This window comes from Priestia sp. BR_2, assembly GCF_041954005.1.
In the GTDB taxonomy this organism is placed as follows: Bacteria; Bacillota; Bacilli; order Paenibacillales; family Paenibacillaceae; genus Paenibacillus_AQ; species Paenibacillus_AQ lautus_A.
On sequence record NZ_JAVFHM010000351.1, the window covers coordinates 73958 to 92350 of the forward strand.

At 52.5% G+C, this 18393-nt stretch carries 16 protein-coding genes; 2 read left to right on the top strand and 14 right to left on the bottom strand.

The window, feature by feature from the left end:
• Positions 1-117 precede the first annotated feature (117 nt).
• From RB298_RS32115 to RB298_RS32160, 10 genes are all read right to left on the bottom strand, one after another.
• Positions 118-1803, bottom strand: coding sequence for a methyl-accepting chemotaxis protein (locus tag RB298_RS32115; protein WP_486050583.1), 1686 nt, complete (start codon positions 1801-1803; stop codon positions 118-120).
• Positions 1793-2107, bottom strand: coding sequence for a hypothetical protein (locus RB298_RS32120; RefSeq protein ID WP_486050365.1), 315 nt, complete (start codon positions 2105-2107; stop codon positions 1793-1795). Before RB298_RS32120 ends, RB298_RS32115 begins: the two co-directional genes overlap by 11 nt.
• 6 nt (positions 2108-2113) lie before the next feature.
• Positions 2114-2236: a hypothetical protein gene (locus RB298_RS32125; RefSeq protein ID WP_255250579.1), complete on the bottom strand. Its 123-nt coding sequence runs from the start codon at positions 2234-2236 to the stop codon at positions 2114-2116.
• A gap of 219 nt (positions 2237-2455) precedes the next feature.
• The gene (locus RB298_RS32130) at positions 2456-3124 is read right to left on the bottom strand and encodes a response regulator transcription factor (RefSeq protein ID WP_375120681.1); all 669 of its coding nucleotides are present in this window, start codon (positions 3122-3124) and stop codon (positions 2456-2458) included.
• A gap of 57 nt (positions 3125-3181) precedes the next feature.
• A complete protein-coding gene (locus tag RB298_RS32135) occupies positions 3182-5614 on the bottom strand; it encodes a sensor histidine kinase (RefSeq protein WP_375120682.1) in 2433 nt (810 codons plus the stop codon).
• Positions 5615-6021: 407 nt separating this feature from the next.
• Positions 6022-6822, bottom strand: coding sequence for an ABC transporter ATP-binding protein (locus RB298_RS32140; RefSeq protein ID WP_009591620.1), 801 nt, complete (start codon positions 6820-6822; stop codon positions 6022-6024).
• Positions 6809-7819 carry an ABC transporter ATP-binding protein gene (locus tag RB298_RS32145; RefSeq protein ID WP_015733868.1) on the bottom strand — a complete coding sequence of 337 codons (1011 nt, stop codon included), beginning with the start codon at positions 7817-7819 and terminating at the stop codon, positions 6809-6811. Before RB298_RS32145 ends, RB298_RS32140 begins: the two co-directional genes overlap by 14 nt.
• 7 nt (positions 7820-7826) lie before the next feature.
• A complete protein-coding gene (locus RB298_RS32150) occupies positions 7827-8663 on the bottom strand; it encodes an ABC transporter permease (protein ID WP_009591588.1) in 837 nt (278 codons plus the stop codon).
• Between the two features lies 1 nt (position 8664).
• A complete protein-coding gene (locus RB298_RS32155; RefSeq protein ID WP_085981266.1) occupies positions 8665-9675 on the bottom strand; it encodes an ABC transporter permease in 1011 nt (336 codons plus the stop codon).
• A gap of 103 nt (positions 9676-9778) precedes the next feature.
• Complete coding sequence (locus RB298_RS32160; protein WP_375120683.1) at positions 9779-11602, bottom strand: ABC transporter substrate-binding protein; 1824 nt, start codon at positions 11600-11602, stop codon at positions 9779-9781.
• Between the two features lie 246 nt (positions 11603-11848).
• Between RB298_RS32160 and RB298_RS32165 the strand changes: the two genes are divergently transcribed.
• Entirely contained in the window at positions 11849-13102 is a 1254-nt protein-coding gene (locus tag RB298_RS32165; protein ID WP_228468782.1) for a sensor histidine kinase, read from the top strand.
• 67 nt (positions 13103-13169) lie between these two features.
• On the opposite strand, the gene RB298_RS32170 is transcribed toward RB298_RS32165, so the two are convergent.
• Together RB298_RS32170 and melA are read right to left on the bottom strand one after the other, a co-directional pair.
• Complete coding sequence (locus RB298_RS32170) at positions 13170-13514, bottom strand: hypothetical protein (RefSeq protein WP_096775270.1); 345 nt, start codon at positions 13512-13514, stop codon at positions 13170-13172.
• A 171-nt stretch (positions 13515-13685) separates the two neighbouring features.
• On the bottom strand, positions 13686-14984 hold the full coding sequence (gene melA, locus RB298_RS32175; RefSeq protein ID WP_096775269.1) for an alpha-glucosidase/alpha-galactosidase: 1299 nt from the start codon (positions 14982-14984) through the stop codon (positions 13686-13688).
• Positions 14985-15175: 191 nt separating this feature from the next.
• On the opposite strand from melA, the gene RB298_RS32180 reads away from it, so the two are divergent.
• Complete coding sequence (locus RB298_RS32180; RefSeq protein WP_096775268.1) at positions 15176-16060, top strand: helix-turn-helix transcriptional regulator; 885 nt, start codon at positions 15176-15178, stop codon at positions 16058-16060.
• 72 nt (positions 16061-16132) lie between these two features.
• On the opposite strand, the gene pepT is transcribed toward RB298_RS32180, so the two are convergent.
• Together pepT and RB298_RS32190 are read right to left on the bottom strand one after the other, a co-directional pair.
• Positions 16133-17365: a peptidase T gene (gene pepT / locus RB298_RS32185; RefSeq protein WP_096775267.1), complete on the bottom strand. Its 1233-nt coding sequence runs from the start codon at positions 17363-17365 to the stop codon at positions 16133-16135.
• 145 nt (positions 17366-17510) lie between these two features.
• Positions 17511-18347 carry a MetQ/NlpA family ABC transporter substrate-binding protein gene (locus RB298_RS32190; protein WP_096775266.1) on the bottom strand — a complete coding sequence of 279 codons (837 nt, stop codon included), beginning with the start codon at positions 18345-18347 and terminating at the stop codon, positions 17511-17513.
• Between the last annotated feature and the right edge of the window lie 46 nt (positions 18348-18393).

Genomic DNA, 18393 nt, shown 5'->3' on the forward strand with positions numbered 1-18393 from the left:
TCGGTTTATAAAAAACGCCCCTCGACGCCACAAACTTACAGAACTCGGTGACCACGGTACGCGCATATAAAAAAGCCTGGCCCTTAGGCCAAGCTTATCATCATTATCGCAGTGGTGCTACGAGATTTTGAAAGCGGAGACGGTATGGTTCAACTCTTCGGCAAGCTCGGCAAGCGATTGTGCCGTTGCAGCGGATTCCTCGCTTGTAGCCGCCGTTTCCTCCGTGGAAGAAGAGATCGTCTCGATAGCCGTCGCCACCTCTACAGCCTGGGCCGCCTGCTCCTCGCTGGCGGCGGCAATATCCATGACTTTGCCTGCCGACTCATTCACCATGCTTGTAATATGAGCAAAGGCTTCGCCCGCTTTTTCCGTATGGATGACGCCCTGATGCACCGCCTCCACGCTATCGGCCGTATTCTTCTGCATGCCTTTGATAATGTCGGCAATCTGCTTCGTGGCTCCTCCGCTTCGTTCGGCAAGTTTACGCACCTCATCCGCCACCACGGCGAACCCTCTCCCTTGATCCCCTGCCCGTGCAGCCTCGATCGTGGCGTTGAGCGCAAGCAGATTGGTCTGCTTGGCGATATCGTCGATAACCTCGATGATTTCGCCGATCCGCTGGGAGTCTGTCTCAAGCTTGGCAACATGCTCGCGTATCCGATTCATGCCTTCCACCGACTGCTGGACGATTCCGCTGCCTTCCGCTGCAATCCCGGAAGTCTGGTTCACGAGCTCGGACGCTGCCGATGCATCGCTTGCAACGGAATTGATGGCATTGGACCATTCCTGGAACAATTCGCTGACCGTTTGCACGGATTCAGCTTGGCTGCTGCTGCCCACCGCAAGCTCCTCGGCACCGGCCGACAGCTGCTGCGAAGCGGCTGCAACCGAGGATGCATTCATATTCACTTTGCCGATCATTTCCCTCATGCTCTCCAGCAGCTGAGCGAACACCCGGGACAACGTTCCGATCTCATCCGCCCTGCGAAGATAATCCGCGGGAACCTCCTGCGTGAAGTCACCCTTGGACATGGACTCGCCGATCGCTACGGAAACGCCCAGCGGTTTCACGATGGATCTCGTTAACAGGATCACGATGACCGCCAAGGCCGCCAAAGTGATCACGCCTGCCGCTATGATGGAGATGATCAAGGCATCCGATTTCGCCGTAATCTCATCCATCGGGATAATGATGGCGGCCGACCATGGCGTTTCGGTCAATCCGGTCTTAATCGGCGTATACAGCTTGTACAGCGCGGAGTCTTCCTCGGTATAGACATCCCCTTCCCGAATGGCATCCAGTATAAGGGGAACCGTCTTGCCAGGATATGCTTCTTCCAGCTTCTGTCCCATCAATCCGTCCTCCGGCGACGTTACGATCACGCCGGTATTCGAATAAATATGCGCATACCCCGTATCAAATAACCGGAATTGCTCCATGACGCTTTGCAGATGTGCGAGGGATATATCGACGCCCACCACGCCGACGGTCTTGCCGTTATCGATAATCGGCACGACGAGCGACGTCATCATGACATCCTCGTTGCCTACTTTGAACTCGTACGGATCCATAATGATCTCTTTGCCGCTGTTCTTCGCCAGAAGATAGAAGTCGCCTTCCCCTTCCTGATCGTAATCCTCTATAATCGTACGCTCCAGACCCGCTTCTGTCCTTGCCCAGTAGGACATCATGCGGCCCGAATGGTCGCTGCCGAGTTTGTTTCGGTAATCGTTGTCCCGGCCGTCAAAAGCATCCGGCTCCCATAACGTCCAGATTCCTTTCCAGGACGGATTATCCTCCAGGTTTCTTTCTCAATATTTCATTAACGGCTTGACGATTCGTTGTGTCGGTCTCTTTCATGCCAACGAAGCTTACGGCCAAAGTACGTGCAGAGTTCATGACATCGTCAAGCTCGGCCTGAACCAGCGCGCCGATCTTCTCACTCGTTGTCACTGCAAGCGTCTTGGCCGAATCGAGAGCTTCTTCCGTTGTCGTCATGCTGATATAGGTCATCATGCTGCCTAAAAATATCGTGATTGCTCCCAAAATAATAAGCAGCATGCGACTTTGAAGTTTCATCGCAAACAGAGATTTCCATCGTTTCATTATGAGTCACCCTCGCTTCTTCCGGCTGTTAAATTCATTCCACTCTTCTTCAAGCTGCGCCAAAACTTCCTCAATCTCTTCCCGTGACAAGAGATCATCGACGCCATATTCAAATAGGTCCTTTGTCATGCCGCAAGTTACCACCCTTCCTACTTACAGACTATATCCATCCAGTAACATAAGCATATACACTTGCTTACCGTTCGTAACCGAAATTCTGTTGCGTGCTCACGCAAGAATTTTGCGGGATGCCTTGCGGTTTATTGTCGAATGATTGCGTTATGATCGGAATCATGTCGAAACATGCTTTGGATATCGTCTGAGCATATAGAAAAAAGACCGAGTTTATCAGCTCATCTGAACAAAATCGGAATCCGACAGAATCCCCATTTGCTTCGCTTTCAGCGCAGCCTCTATGCGCGACTTCACATTCAACTTTTGAAACAGGTTGGTTAAGCAGTACTCCAGTGAACGCTGGCTCATAATAACCGTCCCCGCAATTTCCTTATTGCTCTTTCCTCGAGCGATCTCCTTAAGAATGCTGTATTCTTTATCGGTTATAGACTGGGCTGCCGGCGCACCCGTCGTCCGTTCCGGGCCATTCGCGGTCACGCGGCGGAGCTGCTTCACAAGTGTCAACGGTAGAACCACTTCGCCTCGCAGCGCACATCGAACAGCCGTCACCAGCTGCTCTTTGCCTGACGTTTTCGAGACAAAACCAGCCAGTCCCGCCTCCATGATCAGGTTAAAATGATTGCTGACTTCAAAGCCCGTATAGATCAGCATCACCGCGTTCGGGGCGATCCGGAGGATCTGCTTGGCCAAATCGATTCCGTTCATCCCCGGCATATGCATATCGATCAGCATCACGTCAAAGCGCTCCGTATGGACCAGCTCCAGCGCGCGCTCCGGCGTATTCGCAAGCTTGACGAACATATCCTTTTCCTGTTCGAGCAGCACCTTGGTTCCCTCCATCACCGAGGGATGGTCATCCACCAATAAAATATCGATCTTCATAACCCTCATGACTCCTTTAGTCTGGTATCTTGTTTGCTGCTTTGCCGGTATCCATGCTTACTTTGCCGTTATCGATATATAGACAGCGAGCCCCCCGCTCTCCGATGAGTCGAACTGGATTTTGCCGTTCATGCTTCTCACCCTTTCCTTCATGCCGCCGATTCCCATACTGTTGAATTGATCCGGCTTTTGGCTGGGATCCATTCCGACTCCGTTATCTTCATAACTCAGATTGACCTCATCCGACTGGGTGGACAAACGAAGCTTTACCTCCGTCGCATTGGAATGCTTCGTGGCATTCGCCAGCAGCTCCTGAACGATCCTGTACAACCCGATCAAATGGTCGTCACTGATATCATCAACGAAGTTCGAGCAGTCGAACTGTATGGAGTAATTGGTGCGGAGCTGGGTGAATTCAAACAATGCCTCAAGCGAACGTTCCAGCCCCTCTTCCTTCAGCAGCGGTGGGCGAAGCTCATTGCACGTGATTCGGATCTGATAAATGACATCCAAAAGCCCCTGCTCAATCTCCTCCAGCTGTGGACGCAGATGTTCCGGCAGATCAAGATCCGATGTAATCTGATTCAATTTCCTGTACCAGATAATCTGTTCCTGGAGCGCGGCATCGTGAAGATCTTGGGACAGTCGCTTCCGCTCATTCTCGGAGAGATGCAGCATCAGCCGCAGCAGCCAAAGGGGCATGATCTGCTGTGAGGATCCCAGCTTCTCCAGCTCCCTCGTCAAGTCCTCGATCACGCGAAAATTATCGTACAGGACGCTTGCATAGCGGGTAATCGTCTCCAGCCATATTTTCTTGGCCTGAATCATGAGCAGCGGAGCCTCGCCTGCGATGCAGACGATGCTGCTGTCCCCGTTCATCTCCCCGATCTTGACGAAATATCCGTCGCACGTCTCAAACAGCTTGCAAAGCGGAATATGCTCGGGGCCGCATTTATGGATCGAGTGAAGCACCCTTTGCGGCAGCTCTTTGCTGCCGCCTTGAATCTTGATATGCAGGCTGTGGTGGTTGATCCGAATCAGGCTCACCCGGTCCGTTCCCAGCACTTTCCTGATCTCCTGCACGATCCGGGCGTTCAATTCGCTGATCTTCACCATCCCGAACAGATCCGAGGAGAATTGATCCAGACTCATCTGAAGCCTGAAATACCGTTCCTCGCTCTCCCGGACAAGGCGCTCTGCCGCAATCCGCTCGCGTTCGGCCTGCTTCTGTTCCGTGACATCCCGAATAATGGTAAGTGCCGTATTATCGCCTATATAAGGGATCGGTGTCGTGATGGCCTCGATATCGATGATCATTCCATCCAGCCGGACCAGCTTATTTCCCGCGAGCTCGGAGGTATTCCCGCTTTCGTACACATGTTCAACCTCAGACGTCACGAACTCGAGCTGGTCGGAAGGAATCACGTCCTGGAAGGAGGTGCCGTCCAATTGCGCGATGTCCGTAATTCCCAATAAGGATAAGCCAGCGGGATTGGCATAAATGTAAGAAAAATCGGAGTGCAGGAACATCGCGACCGGTGCGATATCCAGAATGTGGCGGTTGATACGGTCGCTCTCCATCAGAGCCCTTTCCGCTGATTTACGGGCGGTAATATCCTCGAAGAAAATTTCAATGGCGTCCGATTCCTCGTCATACAGGGCCGTCGCCACGACATCGACCCGCTCTCCGTCCACCCGCTTTATGGATAACTCCTCGGGAACGACCCGCCTGCTGCGAATCAGCTGCGTAAGCCGTTTGCGTGCCCACTCCTCATAGGGATCAAACACCCAGTCCCAAGGATCGGTGCCCAGGATCTTGTCGGGTCCAGCGGCTCCAAGGATCCGAAGTCCGGCGGGATTCACGTACATCAGCTTGCGTTCTTTGCACACCGCGATGGCAATAGGCGATAATTCCACGAGGCGGCGATACCGGTTCATGCTTTCCTTGAGCGCCTGCTCCATCTTCTTGCATTCCGCCATATCATACAGTGCCTCTTCCATGCGGAATCGGGTGGTGATGTCAATGGCAATGCCATCGGTACGGACGATTTGCCCGGACTCATTCATCGTCGGAATCATTTTCACCTGAACCCAGCGTACGTCGCCCTCCGCGTGGAGGATGCGGTATTCGGTATGGACCGCCTCGCCTTGCCGAAGCTTGTCAACCAAGGTTCGGAACAGCGCCATATCCTCGGGATGAATCATCGTTTCCCAGGAGAGCCCGTCCGAGAAATCGCGATGCGAATAACCCGTGATTTTATGAAAAGCCAAGGATGTATTTCGTATGGTCCTGGTGCCGACATCGTATGACCAAATCCCGACATCCAGCGTAAGCAGCATATCGTCAAGCATGCGGAACCTGCTCTCGGCCATGTCCAAGGCCCGATGGCTTAACTTCCGCTGATAACCACATCTGTATAAGATAATCAAGAAAAGAATCGTCATGGCGGCCAACACCAAAACGGTTGCCCCCAAGAAGTAGCTGTGCATGATGTTTGATAGTCTCCTTATGAAGCATACACGCAAGCCACGTCAGGGGCTTTGCGTTATGCCGAATGCAGGCTGCGGGACGAACCCAATGGCAGCCATATCATTTATCGGCAGATCCTTCACAAATGCGAAGATCAGGGACTAAGAAATTTTATGTCACGTTTCTGAGTGTCATATCTGCGAAAATACACGAAGCGCCAGCAGTCCTATGAAGTGCATGCCCTAAGTCAAAATGGTTGATCGACGTACATGCCAAGATGACAGACTACGTATCAAAGGGAGTTTTATTGCGTGTTCAGGAGGGTAAACCTGTGGAGATACTCCCGTTCCTTGTCTCTTGCCAAAAATAAAAGCTCGAAGCGGTTTCTCGCTTCGAGCTTTCCATAAGCGTTCCATAGCTAACGGCCTTATGCCAAATCCCACTCGGAATGGATCTTGGGCACATCCGATATCAGCTGCTGCGTATACGGATGCTGCGGGTTCAGGATAACCTCTTCCGCCGGTCCGCGCTCCACGACTTTCCCCTGTTCCATAATATACAGCGTATCGCTTACATAATAAGCAAGCCCTACGTCATGGGTTATAAAAATAATCGTCATGTTATTCTCATCCCGCAGCTTCAAGAGCATGTCAAGGATCGTGGACCGCGAGCACGCATCGACCATGGAGGTCGGTTCATCCGCAATAAGCAGCTTCGGATGAAGCATGAAAATCCGGGCGATCATCAGGCGCTGCATCTGCCCGCCGGACAATTCGAACGGATATTTATTGTGCAGCTCTTCGAATTTTAGATTGACGAAGGAACACGCTTCCTTCATCTTGCGGAATTGCTCCTCCTTCGTCAGTTTATCTCCCTGCAGCTTAATGCAGTCGAGCAGCAGCTTCTCCACTTTGTAGAACAGGTTGAACGAAGAGAACGGGTCCTGGAAAATCGCCTGAATGTTCTTCCAATAGCGCTTGCGGTCTCCATGCCGCTTCAGCCGTCTCGGCTTGCCCATATATTCAATCGTCCCGCTGCTCTCTTTCAGCAAGCCCATGATCATTTTTGCCAGCGTCGTTTTGCCGCTTCCGCTCTCGCCGACAATCGATATGATTTCGCCTTCATGAAAGGTAAAGCTGACATCCTCCACGGCGGTTGTCTTCTGCTTCCCGTAACCGAACACCTTCGTGAGATGCTCTCCCCGAATCAGTACGTCATTCCCCTTCATTCGCATACCACTCCTTAAGTACATCAGGCTCCACGATGCACCGATAGATTCGATCCCCCACGGTCCGGCTCGTTATCTTGCCCTTCCGGCAGGCATCCTGCACATAGGAGCAGCGGTCGGCGAACCGGCAGCCCTCCGGCACGTTCTTCAGATTGGGCGGGGTCCCCGGAATGGCGGCAAGCTTATGGCCCTTCATGCCCTCCTCGGGCACGATGATGGAGCCCATCAGCTTTTTCGTATAAGGATGGATCGGGTCAAATATCATTTGCTCCGCGGTTCCCCGCTCCACGATTTCCCCCGCGTACATGACGATGATGTCATCCGTTACATGATAGAGCAGCGGCAGCTCGTGCGTGATGAAGACAAGGGATTGGATAAAGCCGCGGTCCAGCAGGCTCTTCAGCAGCTTGATAACCGCTTTCTGCGAGGTTACGTCCAGAGCCGAGGTCGGTTCGTCCGCAATCAGCACTTTCGGATTCAGAATGGTGGAAATCGCGATGACCGTTCTCTGCTTCATGCCCCCCGACAGTTCGTTCGGATAGGAGTTCAGCACCTTGGTCGACAAATTCAAGGTCTCGAACCGCTCCGCCGCCATATCCCACACCTGCTTCTTGTTCAGCTCGGGGCGGTGCTCCTTCATGATATCCTCGATGAATCGAATGATTTTGAGCGTTGGATTCAGGGCATTCATGGCCGCTTGCGGAATATACGATATCTCTCTTCCCGACACCCGGGAACGAAGCTGTTCCTTGCCGAGCTTCATAATGTCCGTGCCGTTGATGACAATCGAGCCGCTGCCGAAATGCAGCGGCGGAAAATAGAATCCCATCAGGCTGAGGGCAAGGGTCGATTTGCCGCAGCCGGATTCGCCGGCAATGCCAAGCGTCTTCCCCTTCTCGAGCGAGAAGCTCACGCCGTCTACGGCATATACATGCTCCTTCAGCCGGGTACGGTAAAAGGTTTTCAATTCGTTAACTTCCAGTATATTTGTGCTCAAGGCCCCATCAGCTCCTAATCTTCGGATTGAATATTTCATCCATGCCGGTGTTCATCATGTACAAGGAGAAGGTGATGATGGCGATGGAAATCGCCGCCGGGATAAAGGCCCACCAGGCCCCGGCAACCGGCGCTTCGAAGACGAGCGCCCAATTCATGATGATGCCGAGGGAAATCGTGTTGTAAGGGCCGAGTCCCAGCATCGAGATGGAAGCCTCGGAGAGAATGCCCGATGCCGTCTGCAGCACGAAAGCCATCACGACATAGGAGGCGATGTACGGCAAAATCTCCGAGACAATGATGCGCGGCGTGCTGTACCCGGATATTTTGGCGATGTTCACGTGATCCCGGTTTCGCAATGAGGAGGTTTGCGCCCTTACGGCCCTGGCCGTCCAGGGCCAGCTGGTGATGCCGATGATGACCGCCGTGACAAACGAGCTGCGCGAATCGATGCTGACCGAGATCAAAATCAGGATGACAAAGGAAGGAATCACGATGAAAATGTTGGTGATCGCGGTCAGCAGATTATCGATCATGCCTCCGATATAACCTGAGGCTAAACCGATCACAAGGCCGATAACGGTAGCAAATACGCCGGCAATCAGCCCTACCTGCAGGGAGGTCCGAATGCCGTAGATCAATTCAAGAAATAAATCCCTGCCGAAGTTATCCGACCCGAGCAGCAGCTTCGAGTCCGGCGGTTGATATGCCAGCGCGATCATTTCCAGCGGGTCATTGCGGTTAAAGAGCGGGTAGATCAGCACCATGCCGATCATGGCCAGCAGCATGCAGGCTCCGAACATAAACTTTGGCGATTTGATCAATATGCGAAAGGAACTGTTCATATTATTGATCCTCCATCTGAGCGGCCTTGATTCTCGGATCGATCCAGCCGTAGATTAAGTCGATCGTAAAGTTGGCCAGCAGCACAGCCAGGGCGATCAAGAGGGTGCAGCCAGAAATTAACGGATAATCGAGCTGACGGATCGCCGTGAACATCCAGGTTCCGATCCCCGGATAACTGAACACGATCTCGCAAATCAGAGAGCCGCCTACCATCGTGCCGATGGATAACGCCAGTCCCGTTATCTGGGGCAGCATGGCATTCCGGAATACATATTTCGCGATCTTGGAATCCCGTATCCCGAGCAGCTTGCTGTACAGCACATAATCCGAATTGAGCTCATAGATGGACATCTCGCGCATGCCGATGGCTTGACCCCCGATGGTCACCAGCACGATCGACAGGAAAGGAAGCGTGTGATGCCGAAGCACCGAAGCGAAGAATTCAAAGCTGAGCGTCGGCACCATCTGATAGTCGTAGCCGCCATGCAGCGGAAACCAGTTCAGGGACAGTGCGAACACGTACAGCATGATGATGGCCAGCGTGAAGAACGGAATGGAATTCACGAATAAAGCCACCGGAAAAATCACTTTATCGAACACGCCCTTGCGGTATGCCGCAACGGCGCCCAGCACGTTGCCGATGATCCAGCCAACCAGGATGGCCGGAAGCTGGAGACCGATCGTCCACGGCACTGCCGAGGCCAAAATCTCCGTGACCGGTTTCGGATACAGCCCGAACGAAGTGCCCAGGTTGCCGGTCGCCAAATTTTTCAGATAGATGAAGAATTGTTCCCATAAAGGCTTGTCGATGCCGAACTCCACGAGAAAGGTCTCATAGACCCGCTTAATCGTATCGCTGTCGGTCATCCCCTGCGTCATCTCGGACACGATCATGCTGACCGGATTCCCCTCAATCATCCGGGGCAACAGAAAGTTCAGCGTAACGGCGATTACCAGCGTCAGAAAATACCAGAAGAACTTCTTGACGATATATTTTCCGTAAACACTCAAGCAGCTCACCCCCATGAATCGCACCTTCGAATTTGGTGGAAAAGAGACCTATATCAGGGGTGCTAATCCACCAATACAGGTCTTCGTTCATTGAGTTATATCCTCAGTTATGAATCTGATACAGCGACTTGATGCCGGCCCCATCCATCGAAATTTGAGGAGGGATGTTGCTGCCGTCCCCTTCGGTCGGGAAGCCCTTCCAGACCGATTCATTAACCGTATCGAATACCCATGGACGATACATGAGCGGAATCGACGGGATATCCTTCAACCAGATTTGGGTCAGTTCGGTGTAGAGCGCTTTCAATTCGGCTTCGTCCGAAATGGTAGGAATCTTCTCGATGATGGCATCCGCCTGATCGTTCTTGTATCGGCCCCAGTTGTAGAATGCCATTTCGCCCATTGGCGCAACGCCTTTGGAGTACATGATGGTCATGGCGCGGTTCCACGGCTGGCTCGGGCTGACTCCGCCCGCAGGCGTGTTCATGATAATGTCGAACTTGCCGGTCTGAAGATCATTGGTCCATACCGGCGCTTCCGGGAATTTGGTCCGAATCTCGATGCCGATCGCTTTCGCGTTCTGGGCGACGATCTCAAGCGCAGCGTTCCAATCCGACCAGCCGTACGGACATTCAATCTCAAACGGACCGAGTCGGGTACCGTTCAGAACGCGGATGCCGTCTTTCCCTTTCGCGGCGCCGATGGAATCGAGCAGCGCATTGGCCGCCTCCACGTCCGTTGTCCACTGGAGCGGTTTGATGGCCGCCTGGTCCACATATTTCGCTTCGGCCTCCGTATTGAGCGTCAATGACGGCTCCATCGGGGCGGAGTAGCCGCTGATGGCCAGCTCCGAGATTTTGCCGTAGTCAATTGCCATGGCAATCGCTCTGCGGACATCCGCATTGTCGAGCCCTTCCTTTGTCATGTTGAAGAAAATCGACGGCATGGAGCCCGGCACATAATAAGGCACCTCTTTGATATAGGTTTTGACCGGAGCCCCGCCTTCCCACATTTTCCATACCTGAGGAATAAACTGCTGCGATACGTCGACCTGGCCGCTCTTGAACGCCAGATCGCCCGCGGCATTATCTTTATAGATGACATGGGTGATGTACTTTGGAGCCGGCAGCTTGCCGAAGAGCGCCTGGCCCCAGTAGTTATCGTCCCGTATAATCGTGATTTTCTGGTCATTGTAAAAATACATTTTATAAGGCCCCGTTCCGATCGGGTCCTCGTTGACTTCCTTCCGAATGGTGGCAAGATCGTTGTTGGCTTTCTTCTCTATCTCTTCCCAGACATGTTTAGGCAGCATCGGCATGATCTCAATGCTGTCGAGCACCGTCAACTTGTTCGGATTGTCTTTGTTGAGTGTGATGTTCACCGTTTGCGGTCCGTCTGCCGTTACGTCCTCGATGTACGTCCAGAAGCTGCTCCAGTTGATGTCATACTTTTTGCCAAGCTGGTAGGTATAGACGACATCGTCGGAGGTGAACGGCTTGCCGTCGCTCCATTTGGCATCCTGGTTCAGCTCGATCCGCAAGTTGAGATCGTCGGTCCATTCGTACTTGGTCCCAAGCAGCGGCTCTAACTCGCCTGTGAGCTGGTTGACCATAAACAACGTTTCATACACCAGTTCCCTCGAATTTCCGTAGTTGATCGGAAACGCCGGGTTTCCGCTAAGCAGGTTGAAATTCGTGGGCGCTCCCCATTGCAAGCCGTTCACGTAAAGCGTTTCGTTTCTCGGCGTTGCTTTCGCATCGCCCTGCGGTGCCGGTTCTTCGCTTCCTCCGGGCGTCTTAACTTCTTCATTAGGCGGCGGTGTTTCTGATGCTGTCGGCGGCGGCGTTACGCTTTGGCACCCCGCGACAAAAAAAGACGCGGCCAACAATAGAATGAACATGGGTCTCAGAACGGTTTTCAGCTTCACTTGTGAACCCTCCCATTCATGGAAATGTGTTCTCACTTAAGTGCTGAGTATCCGAGTCGAACATCGGTTGTCTGCAAGCGCTTTCTTGATGGATTTATATGTACCTCGGTTCAATCTGAGTACGAATTATTTTTTTTGTCATTTTTATTCAAGCCTCAAGGATTTTTCCATTTGACGTCGAACTTGAATGGACATGGTAATCTAGCGGACGATCCGATACTCTTCAAAGGGGTGGGCCTACTGCCTGTGATCAAAGATGTTTTGCTGCAGCTGTTGTTTGCATTGATGCCTTTTGTTGCATACAACATCTATTACAGAAAACTGACTGTCAACTATTCCCGTAATTTCATCATTGTCATTTGTTCGCTGTGCATGCTGCTGTCCATGACCTTTGCTTCGTCTGTCCAAAGCGGTCTGATCTTTGACGTACGGTATGTCATTATGTTCTTCGGCATGCTGTTCGGAGGGTTCCTGACTGGGGCAATTCTGCTCGTGGAATTTCTAATCTACAGATTGTACATTGGCGGATCCGGCACGATCGACGCCATTATAATCTTGATCTTTACGTTCCCGCTGTCCGTTCTGCTGTCATTCCTGTATCACCGAAGCAAACACAAATTATGGATCATTTTTATAGCCGGCATCAGCTTCTCGGTCCTTCCGCTCCTGGTACTCTATATAACCAAGCCTGACTACATCATGAATTACTTTGTTTTTAATATTTTAGCCATGCCGGTTCATAACTCGCTCGGGATATGGCTTCTCGTGACCCTGTTTAACAAGTCCGTATCCGACAAGGAGCTTTATCTGCGGTATATCCAGAATGAAAAAGCCGAAGCCGTGAATCATGTCGCCGCCTCCCTTGCCCATGAGGTCCGCAATCCGCTGACGACCGTGCTGGGGTTCCTGCAATTGATCAAAAGCGGCACGTTCCCTCCGGAAAAGACCGAACGATTCCTAGAAATCAGCATGGAGGAAATTCGCCGAACCGAACAGATCTTGTCCGAATACCTCTCGATCAGCAAGCCTCACTTGCCGTTTCAGCAGCGAATCGAGCTTACCGCCCAAATCAAGTCCGTCGTTGAGCTTATGACTTCATATGCCAATATGAGCAACGTCACCCTCAGCACGGACTCTCCCCAGTCGAACCTCTACATTTCGGGGAGTCCCGCAGAGCTCAAGCAGCTGCTGGTCAACTTTATTAAGAATGCGATCGAGGCGTGCAAAGACGTCGACAACGGCATGGTCAACATTACCGTCTATGAAGAAACGGACCAGGTGGCCGTGGAAATCAAGGACAACGGGATCGGCATGACCCCCGAGCAGCTAAGCCGTCTCGGTTCGATCTACTATTCCACCAAAATGAGCGGGACCGGGCTTGGGCTCACCTTCTCCTATCAAGCCATCCGCGCCATGAACGGAAGCGTCTCGGTTCGAAGCTCGCCAAGATCGGGAACCGTGTTTCTCATCACGCTCCCGCGCGCGAAACTGAACCCGTAAGGGATGACGCACGAGGTCCGTTAACGAAAAAGAGAGACGTCTTTCGCAGCGAAAGAGCGTCTCTCTTTTATTGGGCTTGCAGCATAATTTCTTTGGCCTCAAAACTTCTGTTGTTCTTGCTTATGTTCAACGGCTTTTTTAACGTGATGCGGATAAGATCGCCTTCCTTTAGCTCATCCAGCGTGATAGCTCCTCCTCCACTTGCCTTCAGGGAAGTCGATTCGGTGACCAGCACCTCACAGTGGTACCCCTCATCCGTGTGATTCTTCCGGTTACGATTCACTTTGTCGGAGCAGTCCACGGCAATCCTGTCGTCTTCCAGCGAATAAACCGCGGACTCGAACACCGTTACATCACGGGCACATCCTGCCGTAAACAGGAACAGCAGGCACATAAATAGCCTCAGCTTCATACCGCACCCCCATATACCTGCATAAGCAGTTTTCATTAACATAGAGTGACAGGCAAAACGAGTCATCATTAGGTTTAGTGTAACATCGGCCCATCCATTGCGCTTCAAAAAAAAGCAAGGAGCGGGGAGGATCCCCTGCTCCTTGCGTTACTTTCGTTCATCCATTCTTCCTTACTGGTATTTAGGAAGCCAGTCTCCGTGCGCTTCGATCAAGTCGTCGCACAGGCTCTTGATGTCATCCATGGACAATTCTGCTGCCGTATGCGGATCCAGCATCGCCGCATGATAGATATGCTCCTTCTTGCCGGTTGCCGCGGCTTCCAGCGTCAGCAGCTGGGTGTTGATATTGGTGCGGTTCAGCGCGGCACACTGCGGAGGCAGATCGCCAACATAGGTCGGCGTCACGCCGCTGGCATCGACCAGACACGGAACCTCGACGCAGGCTTCCTTCGGAAGGTTCGTGATCAGTCCCGTATTCATCACATTGCCGCCGATTTTGAACGGTTTATTGGTCTCGATTGCTTCCAAAATGTAGGAGGCATATTCATGGGAACGGTTGTGCTTCAGATCCTGGTTGTTGACCAAATCCTCGCGCATCGCCTTCCATCCCTCGATTTGGTTCACGCAGCGCCGCGGGTATTCATCCAGCGGGATATTAAAGCGTTCGATCAGCTCCGGATAGTTGCGCTTGATGAAATACGGATGATATTCGGCGTTATGCTCGGACGATTCGGTAATGTAGTAACCGAAGTTCAGCATCATCTCGAGACGGACCATATCATGGTGCTTCTCCTTCTGCTTCTCCGCCGCGCGCTTCTTGATTTCCGGATACAGGTCCACGCCGTCCTTCGTTACCTCAAGCAGCCATGCCATATGGTTGATGCCGGCGATTTTGGCCTGCACGCCTTCCTTGTCTATTCCCAAATTATCGAACAGATGCGGGATGCATGCCTGAACGCTGTGGCACAATCCTACGGTTTGCACGCCGCCCAGCGTGTTCATGGCATTGGTCAGCACTGCCATTGGATTCGTATAGTTGAGGAACAAGGCGTTCGGACAAACCTCCCGCATATCAGCCGCGAAATCCAGCATGACCGGGATGGTGCGGAGGTTGCGGAATATTCCGCCGATTCCCACGGTGTCCGCTATCGTCTGTCTTAGCCCGTATTTCTTCGGAACCTCGAAGTCCGTGATCGTGCACGGGTCATAGCCTCCAACCTGAATCGCGTTAATGACGTATTTTGCTCCGCGAAGCGCTTCCTTGCGGTCGCCGTATGATTTTACGACACAGGTGCTGCCGCTGGTTTTCTTTATGTTATTCAGCATGTTCTCCGAGTCTTTCAAACGAACGGGGTCAATATCAAACAAAGCAAGTTCAAACCCCTGCAAAGCCGGCGTCTGCATGCAATCACCCAGGACGTTTTTGGCAAATACGGTACTTCCTGCTCCGATGAATGTAATCTTAGACATCAATAAATGCCCTCCTTAAACTCCATAAATTAATACGCTTTCACATGACTAACTATAAGATAATCGGCCTTTTTTGAATATGGAGCAAAACAAGTGCCATATGGACATTTGTCGTGCGATTATGTAATCTAACTCTATCTCATATCCGCTCATCGATCGATTTCGCATACGTTTAAGGAGGAGCCAAAAAGATGTCCATTTTGCCGGACCATACCCTTTACACGATTGGCATGAACCCTTCGCCCGGGGGCCATGACCTGAACATTCTGTTCAGCGGCGAAGGCATGCCCGTACCCCGCCACAAAATCGGGCCCATCATCCATGATTACTGCCTTATTCACACCGTCCTGACAGGCCAAGGCGTGTTCGAATGCGCTGGCACGGTGCATCACTGCCGGGCAGGCGATACCTTCGTGATCCTTCCCGGCGTTCTGTTCAGCTATGAAGCGGACGACCGGAATCCCTGGCACTACAACTGGGTGGCTCTGCAGGAGAAAGGCACCAACCTGCTGCTGGCTGATATGGGCGTTACACCCGTCAGGCCGATTATCCGCTGCACGGAAGAAACCGAACTGAACGCCCTGGCTGAGATGTACCGTCATCTGCGTCTCGGGTTTAACCAATCGGATCACCCTTGGCTGGAGGATCTTCAGGCATCCGGGTGGCTCCGATTGCTGCTCCATAAGCTGGCGATGTTAAACCGCGAGTTTCTTCCGTCGAGCTCCAATGACGTGCCGGATATTGAGCGGGGCGTGAGACAGACGGAGCGCTGGATTTCGACCCAATATCACCAGCAGCTGTCCATAGATCAGATGGCGAAGGCACTCGGCTATCACCGGGCCCATCTGTCCAAGATGTTCAAACAGCATACGGGCCTTTCGCCCATGCAGTACCTCATGAAGGTACGCATCGAGAAGGCCAAAGCACTCATGAGATCGTCCTTCTCCATCCATGAAATTGCCTCCTCCGTCGGTTTCAACGACGCTCTCTATTTCTCCAAGCAGTTCCGCAAATGGACAGGCATGACCCCCAGCGAATATAAGTACAGCCTGGAAAAAAGCTCGAATAAAACATGATCCTGCAAATGAAAAGAGCTCCCGGCATGAATGCCGGGAGCTCTTCTATTAATAACACAACTGCCTTTTAACTTATGCCTGCGCCTCATACAGCTGGACAATCTCGATAATCGTCTTGACGGCCAGTACCATATTGTCGGCGGACACGTATTCATATCGTCCGTGATAGTTTTCCCCGCCCGTAAAAATGTTCGGTGTCGGCAGGCCCATGTACGACAGTTGGGAACCGTCGGTCCCCCCGCGGATCGGTTCGATGATCGGCTTGATTCCCAGCTTCTCCATCGCGGTCTGCGCGATGTCGACCACTTCTTTGACCGGCTCGATTTTCTCCCGCATATTGTAATATTGGTCTTTCATCTGAAGCACGATCCGCTCGGCTCCATACTTGTCCTGAAGCTCTTCGACGATGGAAGCCAGCTTGGCTTTCCTGCCTTCGAACAGCTCCCGGTCATGGTCGCGGATAATATAACGAAGCTCGGTCACCTCCACATCGCCTTCGATGGAAGTGAGATGAAAGAAGCCTTCATATCCCTCGGTATGTTCAGGCGCTTCTTCCGCAGGGAGCATGCCGTTCAGCTCCATGGCGATTTTCGCCGCGTTGACCATTTTTCCCTTGGCCGTTCCGGGATGGACGTTCTTGCCTTTGCAAGTCACGAGCGCGGCCGCCGCATTAAAGCTTTCGTATTGCAGCTCTCCCAGCGGCCCCCCGTCCATCGTATACGCGTATTTGGCGCCAAAGGCCTCCACGTCGAATTTATGCGGTCCTCGACCGATCTCTTCGTCGGGCGTGAAGGCCACGCGGATTTTGCCGTGCTTCAGCTCCGGATGCTGGATCAGGTAATTCATCGCCGTCATGATCTCTGCAATGCCCGCTTTATCGTCGGCGCCCAGCAGCGTTGTGCCGTCCGTTGTCACAAGCGTATGTCCTTTGTAACCGCTCAGCTCCGGAAAATCGCGCGGGGAGAGGATCACGTTCTGCGCTTGATTCAAAACGATGTCTTGTCCGTCATATTGTTCGACGATCCGCGGTTTGACGCCGGCACCCGTAAAATCGGTCGCCGTATCGATATGTGCCAAAAAGCCGATGGTCGGGACGGGTTTATCCGTGTTAGCCGGAAGCGTGGCCATCACATAGCCGTTCTCATCCATGGTGACCTCCTGCATGCCGATGCCCTTCAGCTCGTCCACCAGCAGCCGGCCCAGCGTCAGCTGCCCCGGGGTAGAAGGGCAAGTGTGGCTGTTCTCGTCGGATTGCGTATCCATCTGCGCATAGGTAATGAGTCTGTCGACTACTTCTTTTTTCATAAATTCTCAACTCCAATACGTATGGTATGTAAGGTGCACCTCTCAAATCCATCAAGAGTATACCATATTTGCCTGCGCTCAAAAAAATAACCGCTCCCCGAAAACCAGGGGAACGGTCAGGCTATGGCCAAAATGAAACGTTGATTTATTCAAAAGCCGGCAGCGCGATCTCGGAATAGTTCTCCTCGAAGAATTTCTTCACTTCGGGGCTGGTCATCGCCTGGGCGAGCTTTTGAATCGGCTCGGAATCCACGTTATCCTTGCGGGCCACCAGCGTAATGGTGAAATCGGAGTCGTTGCCCTCGGTTACCAGGGCGTCCTTCTTAGGCGTCAGTCCCAACGGTTTGGCATAGGCAGGCGTCATGGCCACCATATCGACGTCGTCGAGGGTGCGGGCCAGCATCAGCAGATCCACCTCGGTGAACTTGTATTGATGCGGGTTCTCGACGATGTCGGCCTGCGTCGCTTGGATGCCGACGCCTTCCTTCAGCTTGATCAGACCGTTCTTCTCAAACATCACCAGGGATCGGCCGATGTTGGAAGGATCGTTGGGAATCGCTATCGTTGCGCCGTCCGGAAGCTCTTCGATGGTTTTGTATTTTTTGGAGTACGCGCCGAAAACGGCATTATAGATCGGCGTGACCGGAACCAGTTCCGACCCGTTGTTCGCATTGTACTCTTCCATGTACGGTACATGCTGGAAGAAATTCGCATCCACCTCTTTATGGGCAAGCGCATTGTTCGGCTGCACATTATCGGACAGAATCCGGATGTCCAGATTGATGCCTTCTTCCTTCAGCATCGGCTTCACCAGCTCTAGCACTTCCGTCATCGGCGGAATGAGCGTTGCGACCTTCAGCGTCACTTCTTCTTTCGCTTCGGGCGCCGCGCTCTCCGGGGCTTCGTCCTTGGCTGGCTGCTGTCCGCAGCCCGCAAGCGCAAGCATGAGGGTCAGCAGAAGCAGCGATAATTTCTTATTCATTTTAGGTTACCTCCAGGTAAAAAATAATCTGTGCAAGCATGTTCAA

What these genes read in the sequence shown, in the direction of transcription:
- RB298_RS32190 (WP_096775266.1), bottom strand. Translation starts at nt 18,347, where the DNA reads ATGAATAAGAAATTATCGCTGCTTCTGCTGACCCTCATGCTTGCGCTT.
- RB298_RS32130 (WP_375120681.1), bottom strand. Translation starts at nt 3,124, where the DNA reads ATGAAGATCGATATTTTATTGGTGGATGACCATCCCTCGGTGATGGAG.
- RB298_RS32120 (WP_486050365.1), bottom strand. Translation starts at nt 2,107, where the DNA reads ATGAAACGATGGAAATCTCTGTTTGCGATGAAACTTCAAAGTCGCATG.
- RB298_RS32180 (WP_096775268.1), top strand. Translation starts at nt 15,176, where the DNA reads ATGTCCATTTTGCCGGACCATACCCTTTACACGATTGGCATGAACCCT.
- RB298_RS32150 (WP_009591588.1), bottom strand. Translation starts at nt 8,663, where the DNA reads ATGAACAGTTCCTTTCGCATATTGATCAAATCGCCAAAGTTTATGTTC.
- RB298_RS32140 (WP_009591620.1), bottom strand. Translation starts at nt 6,822, where the DNA reads ATGAAGGGGAATGACGTACTGATTCGGGGAGAGCATCTCACGAAGGTG.
- melA (WP_096775269.1), bottom strand. Translation starts at nt 14,984, where the DNA reads ATGTCTAAGATTACATTCATCGGAGCAGGAAGTACCGTATTTGCCAAA.
- pepT (WP_096775267.1), bottom strand. Translation starts at nt 17,365, where the DNA reads ATGAAAAAAGAAGTAGTCGACAGACTCATTACCTATGCGCAGATGGAT.
- RB298_RS32125 (WP_255250579.1), bottom strand. Translation starts at nt 2,236, where the DNA reads ATGACAAAGGACCTATTTGAATATGGCGTCGATGATCTCTTGTCACGG.
- RB298_RS32135 (WP_375120682.1), bottom strand. Translation starts at nt 5,614, where the DNA reads ATGCACAGCTACTTCTTGGGGGCAACCGTTTTGGTGTTGGCCGCCATG.
- RB298_RS32170 (WP_096775270.1), bottom strand. Translation starts at nt 13,514, where the DNA reads ATGAAGCTGAGGCTATTTATGTGCCTGCTGTTCCTGTTTACGGCAGGA.